Source organism: Streptomyces sp. NPDC002130, from assembly GCF_040296465.1.
GTDB lineage: Bacteria > Actinomycetota > Actinomycetes > Streptomycetales > Streptomycetaceae > Streptomyces.
Genome location: NZ_JBEOXI010000152.1, coordinates 1 through 20763, shown reverse-complemented (window position 1 = coordinate 20763; position 20763 = coordinate 1). Strand labels below are relative to the sequence as shown.

Genomic DNA, 20763 nt, shown 5'->3' with positions numbered 1-20763 from the left:
CCGGCGTTCTGCGGCAGCGGCTCGCGTTCCTGCGGCTGCATCTCGGTGAGCCCTGGCCGGACGTGTCCGACGAGGCGCCGGGTCCGGGACCAGTGCGGGCAGCGCCTCTCCACCCGCCCTCAACGGCACCGACACCGGCGCTGCTCCCGCGGTGCCCTCCGCCAACGGCACCCCTGACCGGCTTCTGTCCTCACCGAACGCCCGGCGGGTCGCCGCCGCCGCCGACGTCGACCTCACCGCCGTCCGCGGCACGGGACCGGGCGGCCGGATCGTCTCCGAGGACGTGGAGGACTTCCTCGAGGCCCTCCCCGGCGACCCCGGCGACCTGGGCGACCCTGACACGCCGGTCCCGGCGGGCGGCCTCGCCTCCTCGCCGCTGGTCCGCAAGCTGGCCAAGGAGCGGGGTATCGACCTCTCCGCGGTGAACGGCACCGGTCCGGGCGGCCGGGTACGCCGGTCCGACCTCGACGCCGTCACTGCGGCGCCCGTTCGCCGGGACACGGCCCCACGCCCCGGCGACGTCCTCCCGCTCACCGGGATGCGCGGCACCATCGCCCGCAGGATGCACGCCAGCCTCCAGGAGATGGCGCAGCTGACGCACGGCTACGAGGTGCGGATGGACGCCGTCGTGTCGCTGCGGGACCGGCTCAAGGAGGAGTGGGCCGACAGCGATCTGCCGGTGCCCAGCCTCAACGACTTCCTGCTGAAGGCCGCGGCCCTGGCCCTGCGCGAGCACCCGCTGCTCAACGCCACGGTGCGGGAGGACGGCGTCCACCTGCTCGACGGCATCCACCTGGGCTTCGCGGTGGCCGTCCCGGGCGGCCTCATGGTCCCCGTGATCGAGGACGCCGACGAGCTGCCGCTGGCCGGGATCGCACGCCGGTCCAGGGCCCTGGCCCAGGCCGCGCGCGAGGGACGGATCTCCCCCGTCCAGCTGGAAGGGGCCACCTTCACCGTCAGCTCGCTCGGCGGATACGGCGTCGACTTCTTCACCCCGGTGATCAACCCCGGCAATGTCGCGATCCTCGGGGTGGGCCGGCTCAGGGACGGCGTCGAGTGGGTGGACGACCGGCCGCTGCGGACGCGGGTGCTCACCGTGAGCCTCACCTTCGACCACCGTGCCGTCGACGGGGCACCCGCCGCCGAATACCTGCGCACCGTCGCCGAGTTGCTGCGCAGGCCCCTCCGGCTGCTGGTGTGATCCGCCCGACAGGCCCTCAGACGGCCGGGTCGGCGATCCGCTCCGCGAGAGCGCCGACCTCGCGGACGAAGGAGCGGTGTCCCAGCGACCGGTACACGTCGTCGCCCCGGACCTGCGAGATCGCCGCGGTCTCCAGCAGCGCCAGCAGGCCCAGGCCGATCACCGCCGCCTCGGCGTCGGAGACGGACGAGCGGGCCTTGCGGATCAGCCGCACCAGCTCGGCCAGCAACTCCGTACGGCTCTCCTGGCGCAGCGCCTCGGCCTCCTGGCTCATGCCGGCCGACGACACGAAGAACACGGTGGCGGCGGAACGGTGTTCGCCCAGCCAGGACAGCAGCGTGGTGACCGCCGCACCGACGTCCGCGCCGGGTTCGTGGGCCTCCGTGAGCGCCTGCAGTTGCTCGCGCAGTGCGGCGGCGAACGCCCGCATCCCCTCTGCCAGGACCTGGTCCTTGGAGGAAAAGTGGTAGTACACCGCTGCCGAGGTCATCTCCGCGCGAGCGGCGATGTCGGCCACCGTCACCTCGTCCGGCGGCTGGGTGGCGAACAGCTCGGTGGCTGCTTCGATCACCCACTGCTTGCGCGACGGACGGTGAGCGGCGCGGCTTCCGGAGGTCGTCATGATGTCAAGTATGCCGGGCGCCGAGCATCCCGTAGACCCACGCGCAACAGGAATTACTCTGCCGGACGGTTCGAGTTACTGGATAGCATGGTCAGTACACAAGGCCCAGGGACGCGGGTCACGGCAGTCGGCAGGGGAGCATGATGGCCAGCACGAAGAACGGCAAGCAGCCCGCCCACCGACCCTCGCGGCGACAGCACATCATCACCGCCGCCGTGCGGGTGTTCGGCCGCAACGGGTTCGCGGAGACCAGCATCCAGGACATCGCGGACGAGGCCCAGGTGGTGCCCACGGCCGTCTACTACCACTTCGACGGCAAGGAGGAGCTGCTCGAACTCGCCATGCGCCGCGTCTTCGACCAGCTGAACGCGGTCGTGGAGGCGGCCCGTCCGGAGTCCGAGCCGGGTGACGCGCAGGGGCTGATCCGCGTCATCGACGCCGTGTGGGACTGGGTGGAACGGAACCCGGACGAGGCCCGCCTGTACCAGGTCCAGGTCGCCTCCGCCAACGGCAGCGTCAAGGTGCTGCGGGACGAGTTCGAGCAGCGGCACATCCAGCGTGGCTACGACTATCTGCCCGAAGGCACGACCCGCAGCCCCCGGGCGGCGAAGGTACGGCATGGGGCACAGGCGCTCGCGGTCCGCACGCTGATCAGTACGACCATGCTCGTCACCGCGCTGCGGGCGGAGGGCGGACCGCTGTCCCAGCTGCCCTCCCGCTCCGTGCTGGAGGCGGTCAGGGAGCTGGCGCTGCGCATCGTCGCGACCGAGCAGGGACCGGCCACGTCACGGACCTGAGGCGGTTCACCAGGGGAGTGGCCTGCGGTCGGCGAACAGCCCGCCGGTCGTCCCGTCGCCCTCGGGAAGGGTAGCCAGCCATACCGGGGTGTCCGCCCCCTCCCGAGGACCACGCGGGGCGGAGGGGCCGCCCATGCCGCTGCGGGTCCAGCCGGGGTCGGCGGCGTTGACCAGCACGCCCGTGCCGGACAGCTCGGCCGCGAGCATGCGGGTCAGGGCGTTGAGTGCCGTCTTGGAGATCCGGTAGGCGGGATGCCGACCGGAGTCGATCAGTGCCAGGGAACCGTATGAGCTGGTGACGTTCACGACCCGTCCGTAGCCGGTTTCCACCATGCCCGGGACGACGGCCTGCGCCACCCGCCAGGCGCCGGTGAAGTTGGTGTCCAGTGTCGCGTGCAGGATGTCCTCGTCGACGTACGGGGGCCGCACATCCCCGTCCAGCGACACCCCGGCGTTGTTCACCAGCACGTCGATCCCACCGGTCAGCTCCCTTGCCTCCCGGACCGCTTCGGTGACGCTGCTCGCCGAAGTCACGTCCAGGGCCAGCGGCACCCCGGCCGGGCCGATGGCACGGCATGCCTCCTCGGCGGCCGTCGGTTGTCGCGCCCCGACCAGGACCCGCAGCCCCCGGTCCGCGAGCTGCCGGCAGATCTCCAGACCGATTCCCCGTGCCCCGCCCGTGACGAGTGCGGTTCTGCTGCCGTGCCGCATGGCGGTGTCCGCCCCTTTCAAACCCGTGAGGACCGAGCAGGTTCACACCGTGAGGACCGAGCAGGCACTGATCCCGGGCGCCCCGTAGACATGGGTGAAGCCCACCCGGGGAGCGCCGGGCACCTGCACACCAGGCGCCCGGCCCTGCAACTGCCGTACGACCTCGTGGAACTGCCGCAGGCCCGAGGCGCCGACGGGCTCCCCGCCGGCCAGACAGCCGCCGTCGGTGTTGACCGGGATACGGCCCGCGGGATCGGTGTCCCCGGAGGCCAGCAGTTCCTCCTGCTCGCCGTGGCCGCACAGCCCGGTCTCCGCCAGGTGGATCAGCTCGGAGCCGCTGTCGGTGTCCTGCAACTGGGCCACCTGCACGTCCGCGGGACGCAGCCCCGCCGTGCGGAAAGCGGCCTCCGCGGCGTCCACGCTCGGGCTGCGGTGCGGCCCCGGCGGCAGCCAGGGCGAGAACACCTCGAACGAACCGAACCGCCGGGTCCGCAACGCCAGCGACGCGAGTCTGACCGGTCGTTCGCACAGGTCGAACGCGCGGTCGCCGAGCGCCAGCACCAGCGCCGCCGCGCCCTGCCCGGGCGAACAGAACATGTACTGGGTGAGCGGGGGACTGACCTCGCCGGAGTCCAGGATCTCCTGCTCCGTCAGCGACTTGCGCCGCCAGGCCAGGGGGTGGTGCGAGCCGTTGCGGAAGGCCCGTGCCGCCACCATCGCCAGCGCCCGCTCCGAGATCCCGTGTTCGTACAGATAGCGCCGGGTCTTGAGGGCGAAGAACTGGGTGGTGAGCATCATGCCGGTCTCGGCGTACCAGTCGCCCAGGCCGTAGCGGGCCGCGGAGACGTGGAACGCGCCCCGCTCGTGCTTGTCGAACCCCACGGCCAGCCCGATGGAGGCCTCACCCGCGCGCAGCGCGCCGGCCACCGTGAGCACGGTGGAGGCTCCGGTCGCGCAGCCGTTCTGCACGTTGACGAACGGCACTCCGGTCAGGCCCAGCCGGCCCACCAGGGTGTCGGGCTTGCCGGACACGTCGGAGCCGCCGGCCGCGTAGCCGATGTCCTCCCAGGCGACACCGGCGTCAGCCAGCGCCTCGCGTACCGCGCGCTCGGCCATGTCCATTCCGGTGACGCTCTCGTCGCGGCCGAAGGGATGCATCCCGCAGCCCACGACATAGACGTCGTCATGTCGCCTCATCGTCCGCCGTCCCGGTCCGGTGCGAACGCGAAGGTCAGCACCTCGGTCCCGTCCTCGTCCTGGTACGCCGTCACCGTGGTGAGCCGAACCGGCAGACCGATCCGGATCTCCGCGCGGGGCACCACCAGCCGGGCCTCGACCAGTACCTCACCGAGGTCCACATAGCCCACGTGGTAGGCCCGGTGGCCGCCGGACGGCGTCCGGTACGGCGGCTTCGGCGGGAACGCCTGGAGCGTCCACGACCACACCCGCCCGCTCGCCGGCAGCACCCGCACGGACATCGCGCCGTCCGGACACCTGGGGCACGAGTCCTGCCGGGGGAAGACGACGGTGCCGCACGCGGAGCAGCGGGCGCCCACGAGACGCGGTGGATCGCCGGTGCCGAGCCTCCCGCCCTCCCCCCGGCCGGACTCCCCGTCGAACAGGGACTCGTCGATGAGTATGCTGGTCATGCCGTCCCGCCTTCCACGTCACCAGCCCAGCAGCCCGGCCAGTCGTTCCCGATGGTGTGCGGCGCCGCCCAGCAGGACCGCGTCGGACTGGGCGCGCCTGAAGTACAGGTGCGCGTCGTGCTCCCAGGTGAAGCCCATCCCGCCGTGGAACTGCACGCACTCGGCGGCGACGGAGACGAACGCCTCGCCGCACCACGCCTGCGCCACCGCCGCCGCCTCGGCCAGCGCCTGCGGCGAGCCGTCCGCCAGGACCGCGCGCACCACGGCCGACCGTGCGGCCTCGACCTGGAGCAGCATGTCGGCGCAGGCGTGCTTGACCGCCTGGAAGCCGCCGATCACCCTGCCGAACTGCGTACGGTCGCGCACATGGGCGACCGTCATGTCCAACGCGGCCTGTGCTCCGCCGAGTTGCTCGGCGGCCAGGGCGATCAGGGCCACGTCCAGCGCGCGGGAGACGATGTCCCCTCCCTCGCCGCCGGCGGTCAGCGCCCTGGCCCGGGCCTTGGAGAAGGTGACCACCGCCTGACCCCGGCTGAGGTCCAGCGTGGGCACCCGGCGCACCGTGACTCCCGGCTCGCGCGGGTCGGCAAGGAAGAGGTCCACGCCGTCGGCCCCGGCCGCGGCCACCACCAGCGCCTCGGCGTCGGCGCCGTCGAGGACGAACGGCGCGGTGCCGTCCAGCAGCGGGACACTGCCCTGCCAGGAGACGGCCACCGGCACGGCGTCGGGCCGCCAGCTCCCGTCGGGCGCGGCCACCGCCAGGGCGTGCACGGCGCCCCCGGTGAGCTCGGCCAGCGCCTTGTCGGCCGTACCGCAGCCGGCCAGCACCTGCCCGGCCAGCACCGTGGAGGACAGCAGCGGTACCGGTGCCAGTGTTCTGCCCAACTCCTCGCAGACCACGGCGATCTCGGCGAGGCCGCCGATGCCTCCCGCCGACTCGGGCAGGCCGAGGGCCGCGAGGCCGACCTGCCGGCCGAGGGTGTCCCACAGTCCGGCGTCGATGCCGGGGGCCTCCTCGGACAGCCGGCGTACCGCGGCGGTGCCGCCGGCGTCGGCGCACACCGACCGCACGGTCTCGCGCAGGTCGTCCAGCTCGGCGTCCGACAGGACCGCGCCGTCGGTCACGGTGCTCGTCATCGTGCGCTCCCGCTCTCGTGGTGCCGCTCCTCGTCCTGCCGCGCCCGCGGGGCACTGTGCGCGGCCGCCATCCGGGCCACCGGCACGCGGTGCGCGGAGCAGGAGACGTAGTCGAGGCCGAGGTCGTCACAGAAGGCGATCGACTCGGGGTCCCCGCCGTGCTCACCGCACACGCCCAGCTTGATGCCGGGCCGTACGCTCCTTGCCCGTTCCGCCGCCAGGGCGATCAGTGCACCCACCCCGTGCGGGTCGAGCCGGGCGAACGGGCTGGCGGTCAGGAAACCGCGCTCCTGGTACGAGGCGAGCACTTGGCGCTCGACGTCGTCCCGCGAGAAGCCGTACGTGAGCTGCGTGAGGTCGTTGGTGCCGAAGGAGAAGAACTCGGCGTGCTCGGCGAGTTCTCCGGCCAGCAGCGCGGCCCGGGGGGTCTCGATCATCGTGCCGAGCCGGTACGGGACCTCCACCCCGGTGCGGGCGGCGACCGCGTCGGCGGCGCCCCGCACGTACGCGGCCGCGGCGGCGAGTTCCTCCGGCAGGCTCACCAGCGGGATCATCACCTCCAGCCGCGGCCGGACCCCCGTGGCGGCGACATCGGCCCACGCGGTGCACAGCGCCTCGGCCTGTGCCGGGTAGAGCCTCTCGTGCAGCAGCGCCAGCCGCACCCCGCGCAGCCCGAGCATCGGATTCGCCTCCCGCAGCGCGGCGGCCCGCTGCTCCTCGGCAGCGTCGAGGGCCTGTCCGGGGGCGGGCAGGAACTCGTGCAGCGGGGCGTCCAGCAGGCGCACGGTCACCGGGCGGTCCCCGACCGCGGCCAGCAGCGCGCGGAAGTCCTCGTGCTGAGCGCGCTCCAGCTCCAGCAGGGCTTCGTCACGGGCTGCGGGGTCGGCGGCCAGGAGCACCCGGCGGATCAGCGGCAGCCGCTCGCCGAGGAACTGGTGTTCCGTACGGCACAGTCCGACACCCTCCGCGCCCAGGGCGAGGGCGGTGTCCACCTCGCCGGCCGTGTCGGCGTTGACCCGCACGCCCAGCCGGCGCATGCCGTCCGCCCACTCCAGCAGGGTGGACAGTTCGGGTGGCGGTCCTGCGACGCTGACGCTCAGGGTCCCCGCGTAGACGGCGCCGGTTCGGCCGTCCAGCGAGACCGGGTCGCCCTCGCGCACCACCCGCTCCCCGAAGCGGACCGTCCCGGCGGCCGGGTCCACGCGCAGTCCCTCGGCGCCGCACACCGCGGGCTTGCCGGCGCCCCGCGCCACCACGGCGGCATGCGAGGCGATCCCGCCGCTCCCGGTCAGCACGGCGGCCGAGGCCAGCATCCCGGGCACGTCCGCCGGAGTCGTCTCGGCGGCCACGAGCACGACCCGCGTACCGTCCGCGGCCAGTTCGAGGGCGCGTTCACTCGACAGCACGACCACTCCGGTCGCCGCCCCCGGGGACGCGGGCAGCCCCCTGACCAGGAGGTCCTCCCCGCCGGTCAGCCTCAGCTGGGGGTGCAGCAGTTCCTGCACCTGCCCCGGGGTGATCCGCCGTACGGCCTCCTCGCGGCCCAGCGCCCCGTCCCTGGCCAGGTCGGCGGCCAGACACACCGCCGCCCTGAGCGGCGGGCGGAGTTGCGCCGAGGCGGCGAGCAGGGAGATCTCGTCGTCGCGCACCTCGAAGTCGACCGACACCGGCGCGCGCAGATGACGCTCCAGGGTGAGCAGGGAGTGCTCCAGCAGCGCGGTGCCGCCCGCGAGCCGGTCCAGCGGTTCACCGGTGTGCGGCGGCGGGGCGCTGCGGCGCACTCCACGGAAGAAGGAGCCGTGGGGAGAGAGGCGCCCGGTCTCGGGATCGCGGCTGGCCGCCGTGCCGTAGCCCGAGTGGTCCGCGGGGCCGATGCGCAGGGCCTGCACGTGCAGGGCGAGAGGCAGATCGGCGGGGAGGCGTTGGGCCCGGCGGGATCTTCGCGCGCGCGGCGAGTCCCATCGGGCGAGGGAAGCGCGAGCGGCCAGCGCCAGCTGCTGCGCCGGGTCGTCGGGAACGGGCCGGGAGCCGTGCCGAGCCACCAGGGACAGCAGTGCTTCGACCCGCGCCCGCGGCTCGGGTGTGTCCAGGAGGGTGTCGTCGAGCACCGCACCGGACACGTCGAGGGCGTACTCGGCGATCATCCGCAGGGTGGCGGCCCACACCTCGTACAGGGCCTCCGCGCGCCCGATGACGGCGCACAGTTCGTCGGCGTTGCCCGAGGTCAGGCCGAGACAGGCCAGGTCGGGCGGCAGTCCCGCGATCTCGGTCGGCGCGCTCGCCGACAGACGCAGCAGCAGCGGCCGGCCCGCGTCGCCGATCCGCCGCCCCGAGAGCTGCTCGACCAGAGCGACGGCGGCTTCGGCGGCGTCGGGTTCGCACAGCGACGCGGAGGCGCCCGCGGGCACCGTGAGCCCCGGCACGACGGGCAGTCCGAGTGCCACCAGCCGGTCCATCGCCGCGCCGTGCGCGCCCAGCTCGTCGGCGTCGAGGCCCCGGATCCGGCCCTGTCCGTAAGGCACCAGGACCCGGCCGGGGGCCTCGGAGGGCGCGAGAGGGGCGCCGGACGGTGTGATGGGGCCCGCCTCGCGGTCGGCGACGCTCACCCCCGGCTCCTCGTGACCAGCTCCTCTTCCAGGGCCTCGTCCTCGGCCCGGGAGATCCCCAGGACGAGCAGCAGCTCCTGGTGCAGCCGCATCCACACGGTGTGGTACGAGTCGCACAGCGGCGAGGCCAGCCACGCCGGCTCGCCGTCGTCGAATCGGTCGAGGGCCTCCTCCAGGGCCGTGAGGTACCGACCGCTGCCCGGGAGCACTCGCTCCAACCTGCGCAGCACGGGCTGGATGGCCTCGTGCACGTCCTCCAGCGACTCGCGCACCCCGGCGTCGTAGGCGTCGTCGGAGTGGTCGTTCGCACTGCCGTCGGGGCGGCACTGCCATGCCGTGCACACGTCGCGGATCTTCCGGTTGACCGGCAGGAACGCCTCGTATGCGGCGGTGATCCGCTCCTCCTGCTCGGAGCCGGCGGGGACCCGCAGGATCCGAGCGGCGGCGGCCTTGGCCCGCTCGGTCGGCAGCACCACCGGGCCCTTCACCATCGCAAGACCGGCGTCGACCAGCGGGCGGTGCTCGGACTCCGGCCGGCCGCGCCACATTCCCCGCAGGACGAGGTCGACGACGGCTTCGCTGTCAGGCTCGTCGAGAGCGTCCGGAAGGCCCACGGCAGCAGATCGCATCGCCACACCTTTTCCCCGGTTCTGTGGTGACCGGTTCCTCGGTTCTGTGTTGCCCGGAGGTTACGCCCCGGCCGACCTGTTAGTGAAGAGGAACTCAAGAAACACTTTCCGATGCGCCAGCCCCGGTCCGGCCGCCGCCCGCCTTCGGGCGGTCCCGCGCGGCGAGGAAGGACGCCATGCGGTCCCGCGCCTCACGGCCGTCCGCCAGAGCGGCGATCAGCCGCGCCTCCTCGGCGAGGTGGCGCCGCAGTTCGTCACCCGTGCCGGCGCGCAGGAGGTCCTTCGCGGCGCGCAGCGCGTCCCCGGCACCGCCCGCCAGCCCGGCCGCGGTCCGTTGCGCCGCGCCGTCCAGTTCCTCGTCCTCCACCACGCGGGAGGCCAGGCCCCACCGCTCGGCGTCGTCGCCGGTCAGGACCCGGTTGGTGAGGATCAAATCCGCCGCCCTGCTAGGGCCCACCAGGCGTGGCAGGAACCACGAGGCCCCGCAGTCCGGCGTGAGCCCGATCGCCGTGTACGCCAGCCGGAACCGCGCGGACCGGGCCGCCAGGACGATGTCGCCCGTCAGCGCCAGGCCGATCCCGCCACCCGCGGCCGCGCCGCGCACGGCGGTCACCACCGGCACCGGCAGCTCGTACAGGGCCTGCACCGCCGTGTGCGCGGCGCTTGCCACCGCATGGACATAGGCGCCGGTCCCGGCCCCGCGACCGGCGAAGGCGCGCAGGTCACCGCCCACGCAGAAGCTGCCGCCCGTGGCCCGCAGCAGCACGGCACTGCCGGGATCCGCGGCCACCTCGCGCGCGGTTTCCCGCAACAGCTCGGCCGTCCTCAGATCCAGGGCATTGCCCCGCCCCGGATCGTCAAGTCTCAGCTCGACGACCCCGTCGGGGTGGCGGACGATCCGGACCGGCTCGGTGCTCACGGGGAGGCTCATGGGTGTTTCTCCTGTCGTCTTCCCCGTCGCCGGGTGCTGCCCGTCCCGGGCGCTTCCCGTCCCAGGTACTTCCAGGCAAGATACTGAAGACGCTATACAGTTTCTAGAACGCGACGGGAGCCGATGCCCGTACGCCCGTCGGCGGGAGGTCCCGTGCCCATCCAGTTCGATCTCGATCCGACCGTCGCTCAACTGGCCACCACTACGGCCGAGTTCGTGCGCGAGGTGGTCGTTCCGGCCGAGCACGAGTGCGGCGGGTCCGTGCACCACGCCCCCGAGGCCCTGCGGGAGACCCTGCAGAAGGCCGCCCGTGACGCGGGTGTGTTCGCTCCGCACGTACCGGCGCGCTGGGGTGGACACGGGCTCGACCTGCGCGGGCAAGCGGTGGTGTTCGAAGCGGCGGGCTACTCCCTGCTCGGACCGCTGGCGCTGAACTGCGCCGCCCCGGACGAGGGCAACATGCACCTGCTGGAGAAGGTGGCCACCGAAGAGCAGAAGCAGAGGTATCTGCGTCCGCTCGCCGCGGGCGCGACACGGTCCTGCTTCGCCATGACCGAACCGGCTCCAGGGGCGGGTGCCGACCCCCGCTCCCTGCGGACCACCGCGACCCGGGTCCCCGGCGGCTGGCGCATCGACGGGCGCAAATGGTTCATCACCGGTGCCGAGGGAGCCGGCTTCGCCATCGTCATGGCCCGCACCTCCGGCACCCCCGGCGACCCGGGCGGCGCCACCATGTTCCTGGTCGACGCCGGCACTCCCGGCATGCGCCTCGTCCGGACCATCGAGACGCTGGACGAGTCGCTCTTCGCCGGGCACAGCGAGATCCTCTTCGAGGAGTGCGTGGTGGGGGAGGAGCAGGTGCTCGGGGCGGTGGACCACGGCTTCGACGGCGCCCAGGTCCGACTCGGTCCCGCCCGGATGACGCACTGCATGCGCTGGCTGGGAGCCGCCCGCCGCGCGCAGGACGTGGCACTGGAGCGGGCGGGGAGCCGGATGGCGTTCGGCTCGGCGCTGGGAGACCTCGGCATGGTCCAGCAGATGCTGGCCGACTCCGAGATCGACATCGAGGCGAGCCGCGCCCTGATCCTGCGCACTGCCTGGGAGCTGGACACCGGCTCGGCCGCCGCCTCGCAGCTCACCTCCGTGTCCAAGACCTTCGTGGCCGAGGCGGTGAACCGAGTGGTCGACCGCGCGGTGCAGATCTGCGGAGCGCTCGGCATCTCGGCGGAAGACGCCCCGCTCGCCCGCCTGTTCAGGGAGGTACGGCCGTTCCGCATCTACGACGGCCCGTCGGAGACACACCGTTTCGCCATAGCGCGCCGCGCGGTGCGACCCTACCGGCAGCCGCGTACGGGTGCGGCGGAAGGCTGATGACGCCGTCGACCACACCCCTCCGGTCGGATGGCGGAGCGCCGCCCATACGCGCCGCCAACCCCCGCGAGTCTCCCGCGCGGTGAACTCCAAGCGGCCTGAGACAACAGCCCAAACCGATACCAGAGTTCTGCGGTCCAGACCCCGACAGGGTGATCAGCGGGTGGCAGCCACGGTTGCGGCTGGGACTCACGGTGCCGCTCGTCCGCCGGTCCTTCCCGGTGGAAACGACCTCCCACCCCGCCGAACGGCAGTCGGAGACGGTGATGGGCGAGCGGCGACCCGCCCTAGCTCCTCACCGCCACCAGCAGCTGCTTCACGTCACGCGAGCGACTTGTCCTCCAGGATACGTTCCAAGGATCGCTGCCCCATCCGGCTCATGGCCGGGTTGCTTTTGACGTAGTACCAGACCAGCCCCATCGCTTGAACGAAAGCCCACGCCTTGCCCCGCTCCCATTCGAGGTCGTCGCCACCCAGGCGATCACGGAGCACCTGCCGCGGCCCGGCCTCGAGCAAATGCCACGCACTCACAAGATCCAGCGAAGGGTCAGCCGGCCCGAAGCCGCCGACGTCGAGAACCCCCGCAAGCCGACCAGCGGACACGAGCACGTTGCCAGGAATCAGATCGCAATGGGCCATGGCATCCTCAGCCGCCCCTCGCGGCAGATCACGCAAAGTTGCCCAGATACGGCGCAGCCGAGGGACATCCAGGAGTTGCTCACTGTGTCGGAAACACGTCTCCATCCAGGCGTCATGGGACCGCAGGTCGCCTCCTCGACCTGTGCCGGCGAACGTGCGGCCCTGCGTGTCGATCGCGCGCAGCTCGCCGATGAGATCGGCCAAGTCACCGGCAAAATCAGACGATTCGCCCGGGTCCTCCTGGGCGGCCACGACGCCGGGCAGCCACGTCTGCACCGACCACGGAAGCGGGTAACCTACCCCAGGTTCACCCAGCGCGACCGGCACGGGCGTGGGGAAACGCGTGCGACCTGCCAGCTCGCGAGCCGCTTCCGCTTCGGACTCCAGCCAGCGCCGCGTCGACTCGACGTCTGCGGGCTCAAGAGGGAACCGGGCCGCGAACCGATCGCCGATACGGAAGACGGCGTTGACCGTACCCTGCGACGCGATGCTCCGGACCGGCAGGCTCCGCCACTCGGGAAACTGCTGCTCCACCAGCATGCGCACCGCCTCAGGTGACACCGTCAACTGGTTGGCGTGCATCTTCATGGCGGAAGCATCCGCGTCACGATCTTCGGCTGCAACCCATTTCTGTCACGCAAGCTGGCCTGCTGGAAGTTCGGCACGTGGTGCGGCGCCCCCGAGTGGTCAGGCATCGGGATTCTTGCCCGTGGCCGCGGTGTTGATGCGCTGGACCTGGAACTTGGCGAACGACTGCAGGTCGTGGTCCTTGGGCAGGGAATCGCTGAACACGAAGGCCACGACGGTCCCGACGCGCAGTACCACGCCCGGGCGGTCCTCATCCGCGTAGGCATCCGTCTCGTCGGCGCCCGCATCGACAGTCAGCGGCTTGAGCCCTTCGGGCTTCCCGTCGTGGACGTCGGCGACCAGTGACTTCATGCCCACCTTGGCGTTGTCGACGGAGTCGTAGGCGAGAACTTCAAAATCCACGAACGTTTCACTCTGACCATCCGGTTTGTACCGGCTGTTCCCCATTGCCGTGAGTCCGACGCAGCTGAAACGGGATGCCTGGCGGCAGAATGCCTGCGCCTCGCTCCCGTCCCTGACGAGTGGCGAATCCGCGTTCCAGCCCTTCGGGGCGGCGAGTTCGCCCGGGACGGCCTGGGCCAGCTGAGACGGGTTGAACGGGGCCTGGGCGGTGTGGCTGTCTCCAGTGTCCTCATCGTCATGACCGGTACTTCCGTCCCAGCAGCCCACGGGCGCCAGTGCAAGCGTGAGACCCATGGCCACACCACGCATCACTCGAAGCGTCATCACTCGTCCCCCATCAATGATCATCTGCCAGCGAGCGAGTCCCCGTTTGTGGCTGCCTTCACGTGGTCGACGTGGGTGACGGTGCCGTCCTTGATAAGGCGGGTCTCGTGCAACTGCTGTTCGGTGGCCGCACGACGCTCAGAGGAGCCGAAACGGGAGGGCTACCGCACTCGGCTCGCCGTGCGCGAGGGCGGGGCGGGTACTGCCGCGCTCCCGGCACGAGAAGACGGCAGGCAGCACCGGCGAGAATGGCCCGACGCCTTGGCCGGTCAGCGGGGCAGGCACTCGGCCGGCTCCTTCGACCGTCGCGCCGGACACATCCCAGCCGGCTTGCTGTCACCGGACGTAGCGGGCCATCTCCCATGGGTCGTGTGCGCAGAAAAGCTCGACCCGGTCACCGTGGTCGCGTACCAGCTCGCGCAACCGGGCCTGGGTCCCGAGCCGCAGATCACGGTGCACCTGTGAGCGCGTTTGGACGATGTCCAGCAGCGGGTGGGTCTCACTCGGGTCCTCGATCTCGCGGTGGTAGTAGTAGGCGTCGCCGCAGTGGAGGAGCCACTGGTCACCGTTTTGTACGGCGACTCCCGTGTGGCCGGCGGTGTGACCGCCGAGGGGGATGAGCTGGATCTCCGGCGGCAGCCCCTTCGGCCGCACCGCGGTGAAACCGAACCACTGCTCGCCTGGTTCGAAGTCGTAGGTGACCCAGCGGGGCCCGTGTGCCCAATGAGCAGATCGATAACGGAAGTTGGGTGCTTCGGCACGTGCCGCGTCGAGTTCGGCGGCGAGCACATGGATGTGGGCGCCGGGGAAGTCAGGAAGGCCGCCGCTGTGGTCCACGTCCAGGTGGGTCACGATGATGTGGCGCACGTCGGATGGCGCGTACCCCAGCCGGGCGACCTGCCGGACGGCTGTCTCCTCCTCGTCGAGCAAGGGTTGTGCCAGCTCCACCCAGTCGGCGCCGAGGGTGCCGTTCGGGTCCCGGACGTTGCCCACGCCCAGCCCGGTCTCGACCAGGACCAGACCACCGTCGTCGGTCTCCACCAGTAGACAGTGGTTCACGGCGGGGGCGGGCTGCGGACCGTCGTAGGTGGCCTCGATCGTCCGAACCGTTCCGCAGTTCAAGTGATGGATCTTCATGACGACTAGGCTGCGACTTGAACCGCGGATCAAGTCAAGGAGACATCGATGGACGATGCGTTACTGGACATCGCCGAAGTCGCACAGCGTTCAGGTCTGACACCTTCGGCCCTGCGGTTCTACGAGAAGAAGGGCCTGGTTGCCGCCTCGGGCCGCAACGGGCTGCGCCGCGCTTACCACCCGGACGCACTGGAACGCCTGGAGTTGATCACGTGCGCACGCAGTGCCGGATTCTCGATCGCCGAGATCAGCCGGTTCATCGTGGCGCAGCCGTCCGACGCGGACCTGCGCGTGCGCATGGCTGTCAAAGCCGACGACCTCGACGAGCAGATCCGCCGACTGACGCGGCTCCGTGACAGCCTCCGGCACGCGGCCGTCTGCGACTACGAACCGATCGTCGACTGTCCCGACTTCAAGCGAGCCGTCGGCAATGTGCCGGAACCGGCGATCCCCCCAGGCGGATGCGTCCGTTGACCACCGTGGAGCAGGCGGGCGCGGTGGGCAGCCGGGAGCCGCCGACGGAGATTCGAGCCGGTGGTCGAAAACGGCGTCGACGTCGCCCGCGACGCGTCTATGGCCGCCGGCGCCATCCCGCACGACCGCCCCGCCCCGCCCCGGCCTCTGGGTAGATGCGCACGAAGCCGGACGGGCAGCCGATTGCTGCCTTCACCGCTCGCAAGGTGCTGTAGGCGGAGGCGGGAACGGCCATCGGGGCGAGGACCAGGGCGGCGATCGCCGCGGTACGCAGGTTTTGATCACGGTCAGGCCCCACTGGAGTCTCACAGCCGCCCAGTTGGCCAGACAGTGGCAGCGTTCGGCGGGGTTGTCGGGCACGGGCCAGGAGGTGGGGTTCTGGTCACCTTTCTGCCGGTTGGAGCGGGCGCTGACCGCCTTGAGACGGCGTTGCGTCATCGAGGTGGTTGACGTGGTTGACGCGGCGCTGCCTGGTCTGGGCGGAAGCGCCGGAGTGCCACGCTTCGGCGAGCGGGACCAGGGGGTCGATGGCGAAACCGCATGGGGCCGTCGATCCAGATGTTGTCGTACCAGGGCTGCCAGCGGCCCCCGGCCGGTCGTGATCGGCGTGAAGCCGGTCTGACGGTGTGCCCGCGCTGATGTTGTCGTCCGGTGAAGATCACATGTCTTGGCGGCGCGGCCGAGGGCAGGCGTCCAGGGAGACACTGTTCCCGACGGAGTTGGTGATGACGAGTCCCCGCACGCCAAGGCCCCTGCCCGAGAGAAGGGGCAAGGCTTCGCCCACCCACCTGGAGCAGGAGAACGCCCAGCTACGCCACGCGGTCGCCTCTCACGCGACGGTCGACCAGGCGATCGGCGTCCTCATCGCGGTCCACCGGATTGCGCCGGCGGCCGGGTTCGAGGTGCTGCGTGAGGTTTCCCAGCAGACCAATGTCAAGCTGCACTCCGTCGCGGAGACGGTGATCGGCTGGGCGTTGGGGGAGCCACTGCCGGGGCGTGTGGGCAGGGAGCTGGATGCGGCCGTGCAGCGGCGCTCGCGCCGAGGCCACGACTCAGGCCAGGACGGATAGTGCTCAAGCGGTCACGGCCTGCTCGGTGCCGGAGTGGCAGGGGATGAGCGCATCGACGCCGGTCAGGTGCAGCACGCGCAGGACGGATTGATGCTGCTGAAGAAGCTGCGGGCGGCGAAGAAGCCGGACTGGTCGCGGGCGGTGATCGACTCCTCCCACGTGCGGGCCGCTCGGCCGGACCCACAAGCGGGCCCAGCCCGGTCGAGTGCGCACGGCCGGGCAGCAAGCACCACGTCCTCACCGACGGCCAGGGCATTCCGCTCGCGGTGTCCCTGACCGGCGCAAACCGCAACGACGTCACGCAGTTGCTGCCCCTGCTGGACGAGGCTCCGGCCGTGGCGGGCATCGTCGGCCGACCACGGCGCAGGCCCGACGCGCTCCTCGCCGACCGCGGCTACGGCCACGAAAGGTACTGGCGCCTGTTCCGGGCCCGCGGCATCCGCCCGGCCGGTGTCCCGGAAGGACGCGTGATGGTGAGTTCGGGGAACGTCTGAGGGGGCTCGGCCGCAGATATGTCGGCGAGTGTCGGCAACACCTGACCGGCCGGGGCTGAGCCCGGTTTCGGTGTCAGTCCCGGCCTCTACGATGCCCGGTTATGACCGATGACGTGCTCAACTACTCCCGCCCTGGGCCCTTGACGAGCCTGGGTTCGGCCCAGCTGCGGCTCATCGAGGAACTGCCGGAGGACCCCGTAGGCGTCTGTGCCGCCGTGCAGGGTCTGGTCATCCAGCCCGCGGACGCCGCAGTGCTAGGGGTCCCCGAGGACCGGATTGCCGAGAAGAACATCAGGCCGGTCGACAAGCTGATCACCGCGTTGACCACATTGGACCCCGCGCCGCTTCACCAGCCCCGGACACCCGAGACGCGAGTGATCGGCACCTGCCGTCACTTCGCCACCATCGCCTGCGCGATCTTGCGGGCGCGGGGCATCGCCTCTCGAGCCCGGTGTGGATTCGGCACCTACTTCCTCAAGGGCCGCGGGGTCGATCACTGGATCACCGAGTACTGGGATGAAGACCACAACCGCTGGGTGCGGGTCGACACCGAGCACCTCGGAAAGAACTACGTCGACCGCCCCGACGACCTCGCCCCGGGCGAATTCCTCACCGGGGGCGAAGCGTGGCTCCACTATCGCAGCGGGTTGATCGACCCGGCCCTGTTCGGGGTGGCCGGCACCGATCACGCCTGGGGGCCGCATGAGATCAGCGGCAACGCCGTCCGTGACCTCGCCGCGCTCTGCAAGCAGGAGACTCTCAACTGGGACGAATGGGGCCGCATGACCGCGGCCTATGAGGGCAATACCGGTCCCGATTACGACCAGCTGATCGATGTGGTCGCCGACACCTGCGCCAAGGACGATCCGCCCGCCTTGACAGGTCTGTTCGCCCATGAGGATCTGGCAGTTCCGCAGCACTTGCTCGTTTGAACCGGGGCAGGGACCGGGCACTGGGCAACGCCCACCGTTTCGGTCCCCACCTTGCCCAGGCCATGGCGGCCTGTTCGGCCCTGGCCCGAGACCAGGCCATGGCGGCCTGTTCGGCCCTGGCCCGAGACCGGGCCAGGCGGTAGGAGTCGGTGCCGGTCTCGATGAATCGTGGCCAGGTGGTGTCGGCGTCGTCGGACTCCTGGGCCTTGCGAGCCTCCAGCGCGACAGCGTCCGCGCTCAGCGCGCCCGCCCTCAAGGTGGAGGCGAGCCCGGCCACCAGGTGCTCGTGCGGGATGCGCCGGCCCAGCAGGAGCACGGCGATCAGGGCCCGGGTGCCGTCTCGGTCGCTCGTTGGCGTGCAGCACGGCCCGGACCCGGCGGCCGATGAAGCGGACCGGACCGAGTAGCAGTTGGTGCGGACCGAGATCCGGCTGTGCCGATCCACCCGCAGAGCGAATGTGCGGCTGATGCCGAACGCCTCGTTCGGCAGCGGTGCCAGCAGGGGCTGTTCAACGGCGAAGTACTCACCGATGGTGCCGGTCCGCATCCCAGGTGATTGCGGCGGAAGTAGCCGACGCCCCCTTCCACTCCGCCCTTCTCGTGGGCGTCGGCCAGGCCGGGGCGACAGTAAAGACGATCCACCGCTCGTTCTCCCGTCGCTCCCAGGTGAACCTGATCACCTTGGCAATCGGGACCTTCAAGTTGTCGTAGCGCACATTGCCGGTCGGCGCACCGCCCAGGATGCTGAGGGCGTGCACGTGGCGCTCCTGTCCGCCGGACGCGAAGATCAGGTGCACGACCCGAATACGACAGGCGGAAACCGAACAGGTAGCAGACCACAGTCTGCCCGGACAGACGCACCGTCACATGACGGAAGCTGACCTCCGCTTCGACGCCGGGGCGGTGCGACTGCGGCACGAGCGATCCAGATCGGCTCGCAGCATTTGGTCGACCAACGGCTTGTAGGGATCCAGACGCGTCGGCCGCAGCGGCAGCTTCCTACGTGGCCGGGGCCAAGCCGACTCCAAAGGCTTCTGCACCGTCGGGTGGCCGACGCCGTACTTGCGCATCACTGCCCCGCTTCGACAACCCGGCACGGCAGTCCCTGCGTATCGCCGCATACAGCTCGACTTTCGACTCCGGCGCAATCGAAGCCCCCTGGCAGCACGAAGCATGTCCACCCTCCCACTGCAAGCCCTCCGGTGTCGCCGAAACTCACCGACACACTCACGGGATGCGTATCCGGGCCGGGAGAGTCGTGCGCGGCCACCCTGACAGCTGTCAGGGCCCTGCTCATCCCACACGTGCCTAGCATGACGAATCAGCTGGACACACCTGGTGCCGGTCACCCGAAAGGACATAGATCCCGATGACATTTCGACCCCGTCGCCCGAGCGTGCTCATCACCGCACTGGCCACCGCCGCCACCGTGCTGGGCCTGGCGACGCCCGCGGACGCCGCCATCCACCGGTGCAGCATCTCCGGGGACATGACGAACTGCACCACGGTGACCGGGATCGACCCGGGTTCCTGGCTGCAGATGCGCACCGGTCCCGGATACGGGTACGCCAACGTTCCCCACGGGACGCTCCTCAACGGTGACGAAGTCGGCCTCACCTGCTGGACGACCGGCGACGGAGCGGCGGACAACCCCAACTACCGCTACTGGATGCTCATCGACCTGGGGGTGCGGTCGGGCTACGTCAACGACTGGTACCTCAACACCGGCAACCCCAGCGTGTGGCAGCAGCAGATCCGACACTGCTGACCGGCGGTGCGCGCACCTGCCGTCCAGCTGACGCTCGGAGCGGGGCCTCTTGGTGTATGGAGAAGCGGCCCAGCCCGAGCCCGCGGTGGGCCGGATCCTGAGCGGGCCAAACTCGTTGAAGCCGAACACCCGGTCGGGGAAGCGGTGAAGGACCTACTCGATCCGGTCCAGTTTCGCCTCCCGATCAGATCCGGGGACTCCTTCCACGTCTTGGTGTGCTGGAAGGTGACGCCACGGCAGGGGACCAGCAGGTAAAAGGTTGGCCGAGCTCGGTAGGGCGGTTGATGGCCGTCTGGATGACGAAGTCCTCGTCGCCGGGGCGGAGTCGGAGGGGACGGCCTCCCGCTGCTGACGGCCCAGGCAGGCTGGCCCGATCTCGTTGAACCGGCGAATTACGTCGCGCACGGTGTCCTCATCCGCCTGCACCAGTTGGGCGATCACCGGCACGCGGTTCCCTCCGGCGGAGGCCAGCAGCATCATCGCGCGCCGCTAGCGCACCGAGCTGCTGCTGCCCCGGCGCACGTTTCCGCTGCAGCTTCGCCCTTCTTGGTCGGTCAGTCTGCGCACACGGACAGGCTCGGCCACCACGCCTCCAGCGGTCGAATCGGACGCCACCGCACATCCAACTGCCATGACCACCAACCCGGCGCACCTATGCGGTCACAGCACTAGCCGGGGATGAACTGTGAGGCTGGTCCTACGCCAAGCCGGGCGCCAGCACCCACGACGTCCTGCTTCAAGCCCCCGTCACACCGCTGCGCCGCGTCTTCGCGCGTCCCGGCGACGTCGCCGACGTGGCCGACGGGCTGGGGCGCCACTGGCTTACACCAAAGGGTGGAGTACGGCGCGGAGTGGGACCAATCCCGGACTTGCGGGCCGCGATCGATGCGCTGCTCCGTGCCAGGGGCACGCAGTGAAAAGTGACAAGCGTCGCCTACCTAGGCTGCAGCAATGGACATCTACATGGCCAGGTGGGAGAGGCAGGGGCGTGCCGCTGTCCGCGCCCGCGCTGGACGTGGCCTGGCCGGGGTCGGACCTTCGAAGTGGCTGCTACTTCAAGGCCGGTTCCGGGCATCAGGCCGGCGCGGCGGGCCAGTTCGTCCTCCGGTCCGGTGCCACGGCGCTTGCCCGGCGTGGAGCGGACGACGTAGCGGAAGGGCAGCCCGCCAGGTTCGGCGCATTCGTTGTCCTCCCGGACGTCCAGCAGGAAGTCACCGTCCTTGAGGTCCGCGACCGCGACCGTGGGCACACCAGCTCCAAAACTCATGTGTCCGACGCTAC

19 protein-coding genes and 3 pseudogenes are annotated in these 20763 nt (G+C 71.0%); 8 read left to right on the top strand and 14 right to left on the bottom strand.

What is annotated here, in order from left to right:
- Positions 1 to 151 precede the first annotated feature (151 nt).
- Positions 152 to 1201 carry a 2-oxo acid dehydrogenase subunit E2 gene (locus tag ABT116_RS26295; RefSeq protein WP_351638476.1) on the top strand — a complete coding sequence of 350 codons (1050 nt, stop codon included), beginning with the start codon at positions 152 to 154 and terminating at the stop codon, positions 1199 to 1201.
- 16 nt (positions 1202 to 1217) lie between these two features.
- Here the strand turns inward: ABT116_RS26295 and ABT116_RS26290 are convergent, their stop codons facing one another.
- The gene (locus tag ABT116_RS26290) at positions 1218 to 1823 is read right to left on the bottom strand and encodes a TetR/AcrR family transcriptional regulator (protein ID WP_351638474.1); all 606 of its coding nucleotides are present in this window, start codon (positions 1821 to 1823) and stop codon (positions 1218 to 1220) included.
- Positions 1824 to 1963: 140 nt separating this feature from the next.
- Between ABT116_RS26290 and ABT116_RS26285 the strand changes: the two genes are divergently transcribed.
- Positions 1964 to 2620, top strand: coding sequence for a TetR/AcrR family transcriptional regulator (locus ABT116_RS26285; protein WP_351638472.1), 657 nt, complete (start codon positions 1964 to 1966; stop codon positions 2618 to 2620).
- Positions 2621 to 2626: 6 nt separating this feature from the next.
- On the opposite strand, the gene ABT116_RS26280 is transcribed toward ABT116_RS26285, so the two are convergent.
- The 7 genes from ABT116_RS26280 to ABT116_RS26250 all read right to left on the bottom strand — a co-directional run bounded on the left by ABT116_RS26280 (position 2627) and on the right by ABT116_RS26250 (position 10283).
- Positions 2627 to 3331 (bottom strand): SDR family NAD(P)-dependent oxidoreductase, encoded by a 705-nt coding sequence (locus ABT116_RS26280; protein WP_351638469.1) that lies wholly within the window; start codon positions 3329 to 3331, stop codon positions 2627 to 2629.
- A 42-nt stretch (positions 3332 to 3373) separates the two neighbouring features.
- Positions 3374 to 4528: a thiolase family protein gene (locus tag ABT116_RS26275; RefSeq protein ID WP_351638467.1), complete on the bottom strand. Its 1155-nt coding sequence runs from the start codon at positions 4526 to 4528 to the stop codon at positions 3374 to 3376.
- A complete protein-coding gene (locus tag ABT116_RS26270; RefSeq protein WP_351638464.1) occupies positions 4525 to 4980 on the bottom strand; it encodes a Zn-ribbon domain-containing OB-fold protein in 456 nt (151 codons plus the stop codon). Before ABT116_RS26270 ends, ABT116_RS26275 begins: the two co-directional genes overlap by 4 nt.
- A gap of 18 nt (positions 4981 to 4998) precedes the next feature.
- Entirely contained in the window at positions 4999 to 6117 is a 1119-nt protein-coding gene (locus tag ABT116_RS26265; protein WP_351638461.1) for an acyl-CoA dehydrogenase family protein, read from the bottom strand.
- A complete protein-coding gene (locus ABT116_RS26260; protein WP_351638458.1) occupies positions 6114 to 8723 on the bottom strand; it encodes a putative PEP-binding protein in 2610 nt (869 codons plus the stop codon). The genes ABT116_RS26265 and ABT116_RS26260 overlap by 4 nt, the downstream gene beginning before the upstream one ends.
- Complete coding sequence (locus ABT116_RS26255; RefSeq protein WP_351638456.1) at positions 8720 to 9352, bottom strand: hypothetical protein; 633 nt, start codon at positions 9350 to 9352, stop codon at positions 8720 to 8722. Before ABT116_RS26255 ends, ABT116_RS26260 begins: the two co-directional genes overlap by 4 nt.
- 94 nt (positions 9353 to 9446) lie before the next feature.
- Positions 9447 to 10283, bottom strand: a complete 837-nt coding sequence (locus ABT116_RS26250; RefSeq protein WP_351638454.1) for an enoyl-CoA hydratase/isomerase family protein — start codon at positions 10281 to 10283, stop codon at positions 9447 to 9449.
- 153 nt (positions 10284 to 10436) lie between these two features.
- Here ABT116_RS26250 and ABT116_RS26245 point away from each other — a divergent pair, with 153 nt between their 5' ends.
- Positions 10437 to 11654, top strand: coding sequence for an acyl-CoA dehydrogenase family protein (locus ABT116_RS26245; protein WP_351638450.1), 1218 nt, complete (start codon positions 10437 to 10439; stop codon positions 11652 to 11654).
- A 321-nt stretch (positions 11655 to 11975) separates the two neighbouring features.
- Here the strand turns inward: ABT116_RS26245 and ABT116_RS26240 are convergent, their stop codons facing one another.
- The 3 genes from ABT116_RS26240 to ABT116_RS26230 form a co-directional block, all read right to left on the bottom strand.
- On the bottom strand, positions 11976 to 12881 hold the full coding sequence (locus tag ABT116_RS26240; protein WP_351638447.1) for an aminoglycoside phosphotransferase family protein: 906 nt from the start codon (positions 12879 to 12881) through the stop codon (positions 11976 to 11978).
- A gap of 99 nt (positions 12882 to 12980) precedes the next feature.
- A complete protein-coding gene (locus ABT116_RS26235) occupies positions 12981 to 13592 on the bottom strand; it encodes a hypothetical protein (protein ID WP_351638445.1) in 612 nt (203 codons plus the stop codon).
- Positions 13593 to 13943: 351 nt separating this feature from the next.
- On the bottom strand, positions 13944 to 14744 hold the full coding sequence (locus ABT116_RS26230) for an MBL fold metallo-hydrolase (RefSeq protein WP_351638443.1): 801 nt from the start codon (positions 14742 to 14744) through the stop codon (positions 13944 to 13946).
- A 48-nt stretch (positions 14745 to 14792) separates the two neighbouring features.
- On the opposite strand from ABT116_RS26230, the gene ABT116_RS26225 reads away from it, so the two are divergent.
- The 4 genes and pseudogenes from ABT116_RS26225 to ABT116_RS26210 all read left to right on the top strand — a co-directional run bounded on the left by ABT116_RS26225 (position 14793) and on the right by ABT116_RS26210 (position 17714).
- On the top strand, positions 14793 to 15218 hold the full coding sequence (locus ABT116_RS26225) for a MerR family transcriptional regulator (protein ID WP_351638441.1): 426 nt from the start codon (positions 14793 to 14795) through the stop codon (positions 15216 to 15218).
- Positions 15219 to 15943: 725 nt separating this feature from the next.
- Positions 15944 to 16288 carry an ANTAR domain-containing protein gene (locus ABT116_RS26220; protein ID WP_351638438.1) on the top strand — a complete coding sequence of 115 codons (345 nt, stop codon included), beginning with the start codon at positions 15944 to 15946 and terminating at the stop codon, positions 16286 to 16288.
- A 90-nt stretch (positions 16289 to 16378) separates the two neighbouring features.
- Positions 16379 to 16752, top strand: a pseudogene (locus ABT116_RS26215) (transposase); the annotation flags it as partial.
- A 131-nt stretch (positions 16753 to 16883) separates the two neighbouring features.
- Positions 16884 to 17714: a transglutaminase-like domain-containing protein gene (locus tag ABT116_RS26210; protein ID WP_351638435.1), complete on the top strand. Its 831-nt coding sequence runs from the start codon at positions 16884 to 16886 to the stop codon at positions 17712 to 17714.
- A 524-nt stretch (positions 17715 to 18238) separates the two neighbouring features.
- On the opposite strand, the gene ABT116_RS26205 is transcribed toward ABT116_RS26210, so the two are convergent.
- Positions 18239 to 18511, bottom strand: coding sequence for a hypothetical protein (locus ABT116_RS26205; protein WP_351638432.1), 273 nt, complete (start codon positions 18509 to 18511; stop codon positions 18239 to 18241).
- 572 nt (positions 18512 to 19083) lie between these two features.
- On the opposite strand from ABT116_RS26205, the gene ABT116_RS26200 reads away from it, so the two are divergent.
- Positions 19084 to 19482, top strand: coding sequence for an SH3 domain-containing protein (locus ABT116_RS26200; RefSeq protein WP_351638479.1), 399 nt, complete (start codon positions 19084 to 19086; stop codon positions 19480 to 19482).
- 45 nt (positions 19483 to 19527) lie between these two features.
- Here the strand turns inward: ABT116_RS26200 and ABT116_RS26195 are convergent.
- Both ABT116_RS26195 and ABT116_RS26190 read right to left on the bottom strand, forming a co-directional pair.
- A pseudogene (locus tag ABT116_RS26195) lies at positions 19528 to 20067 on the bottom strand (helix-turn-helix domain-containing protein); the annotation flags it as partial.
- Positions 20068 to 20662: 595 nt separating this feature from the next.
- Positions 20663 to 20749, bottom strand: a pseudogene (locus ABT116_RS26190) (rhodanese-like domain-containing protein); the annotation flags it as partial.
- Positions 20750 to 20763 lie beyond the last annotated feature (14 nt).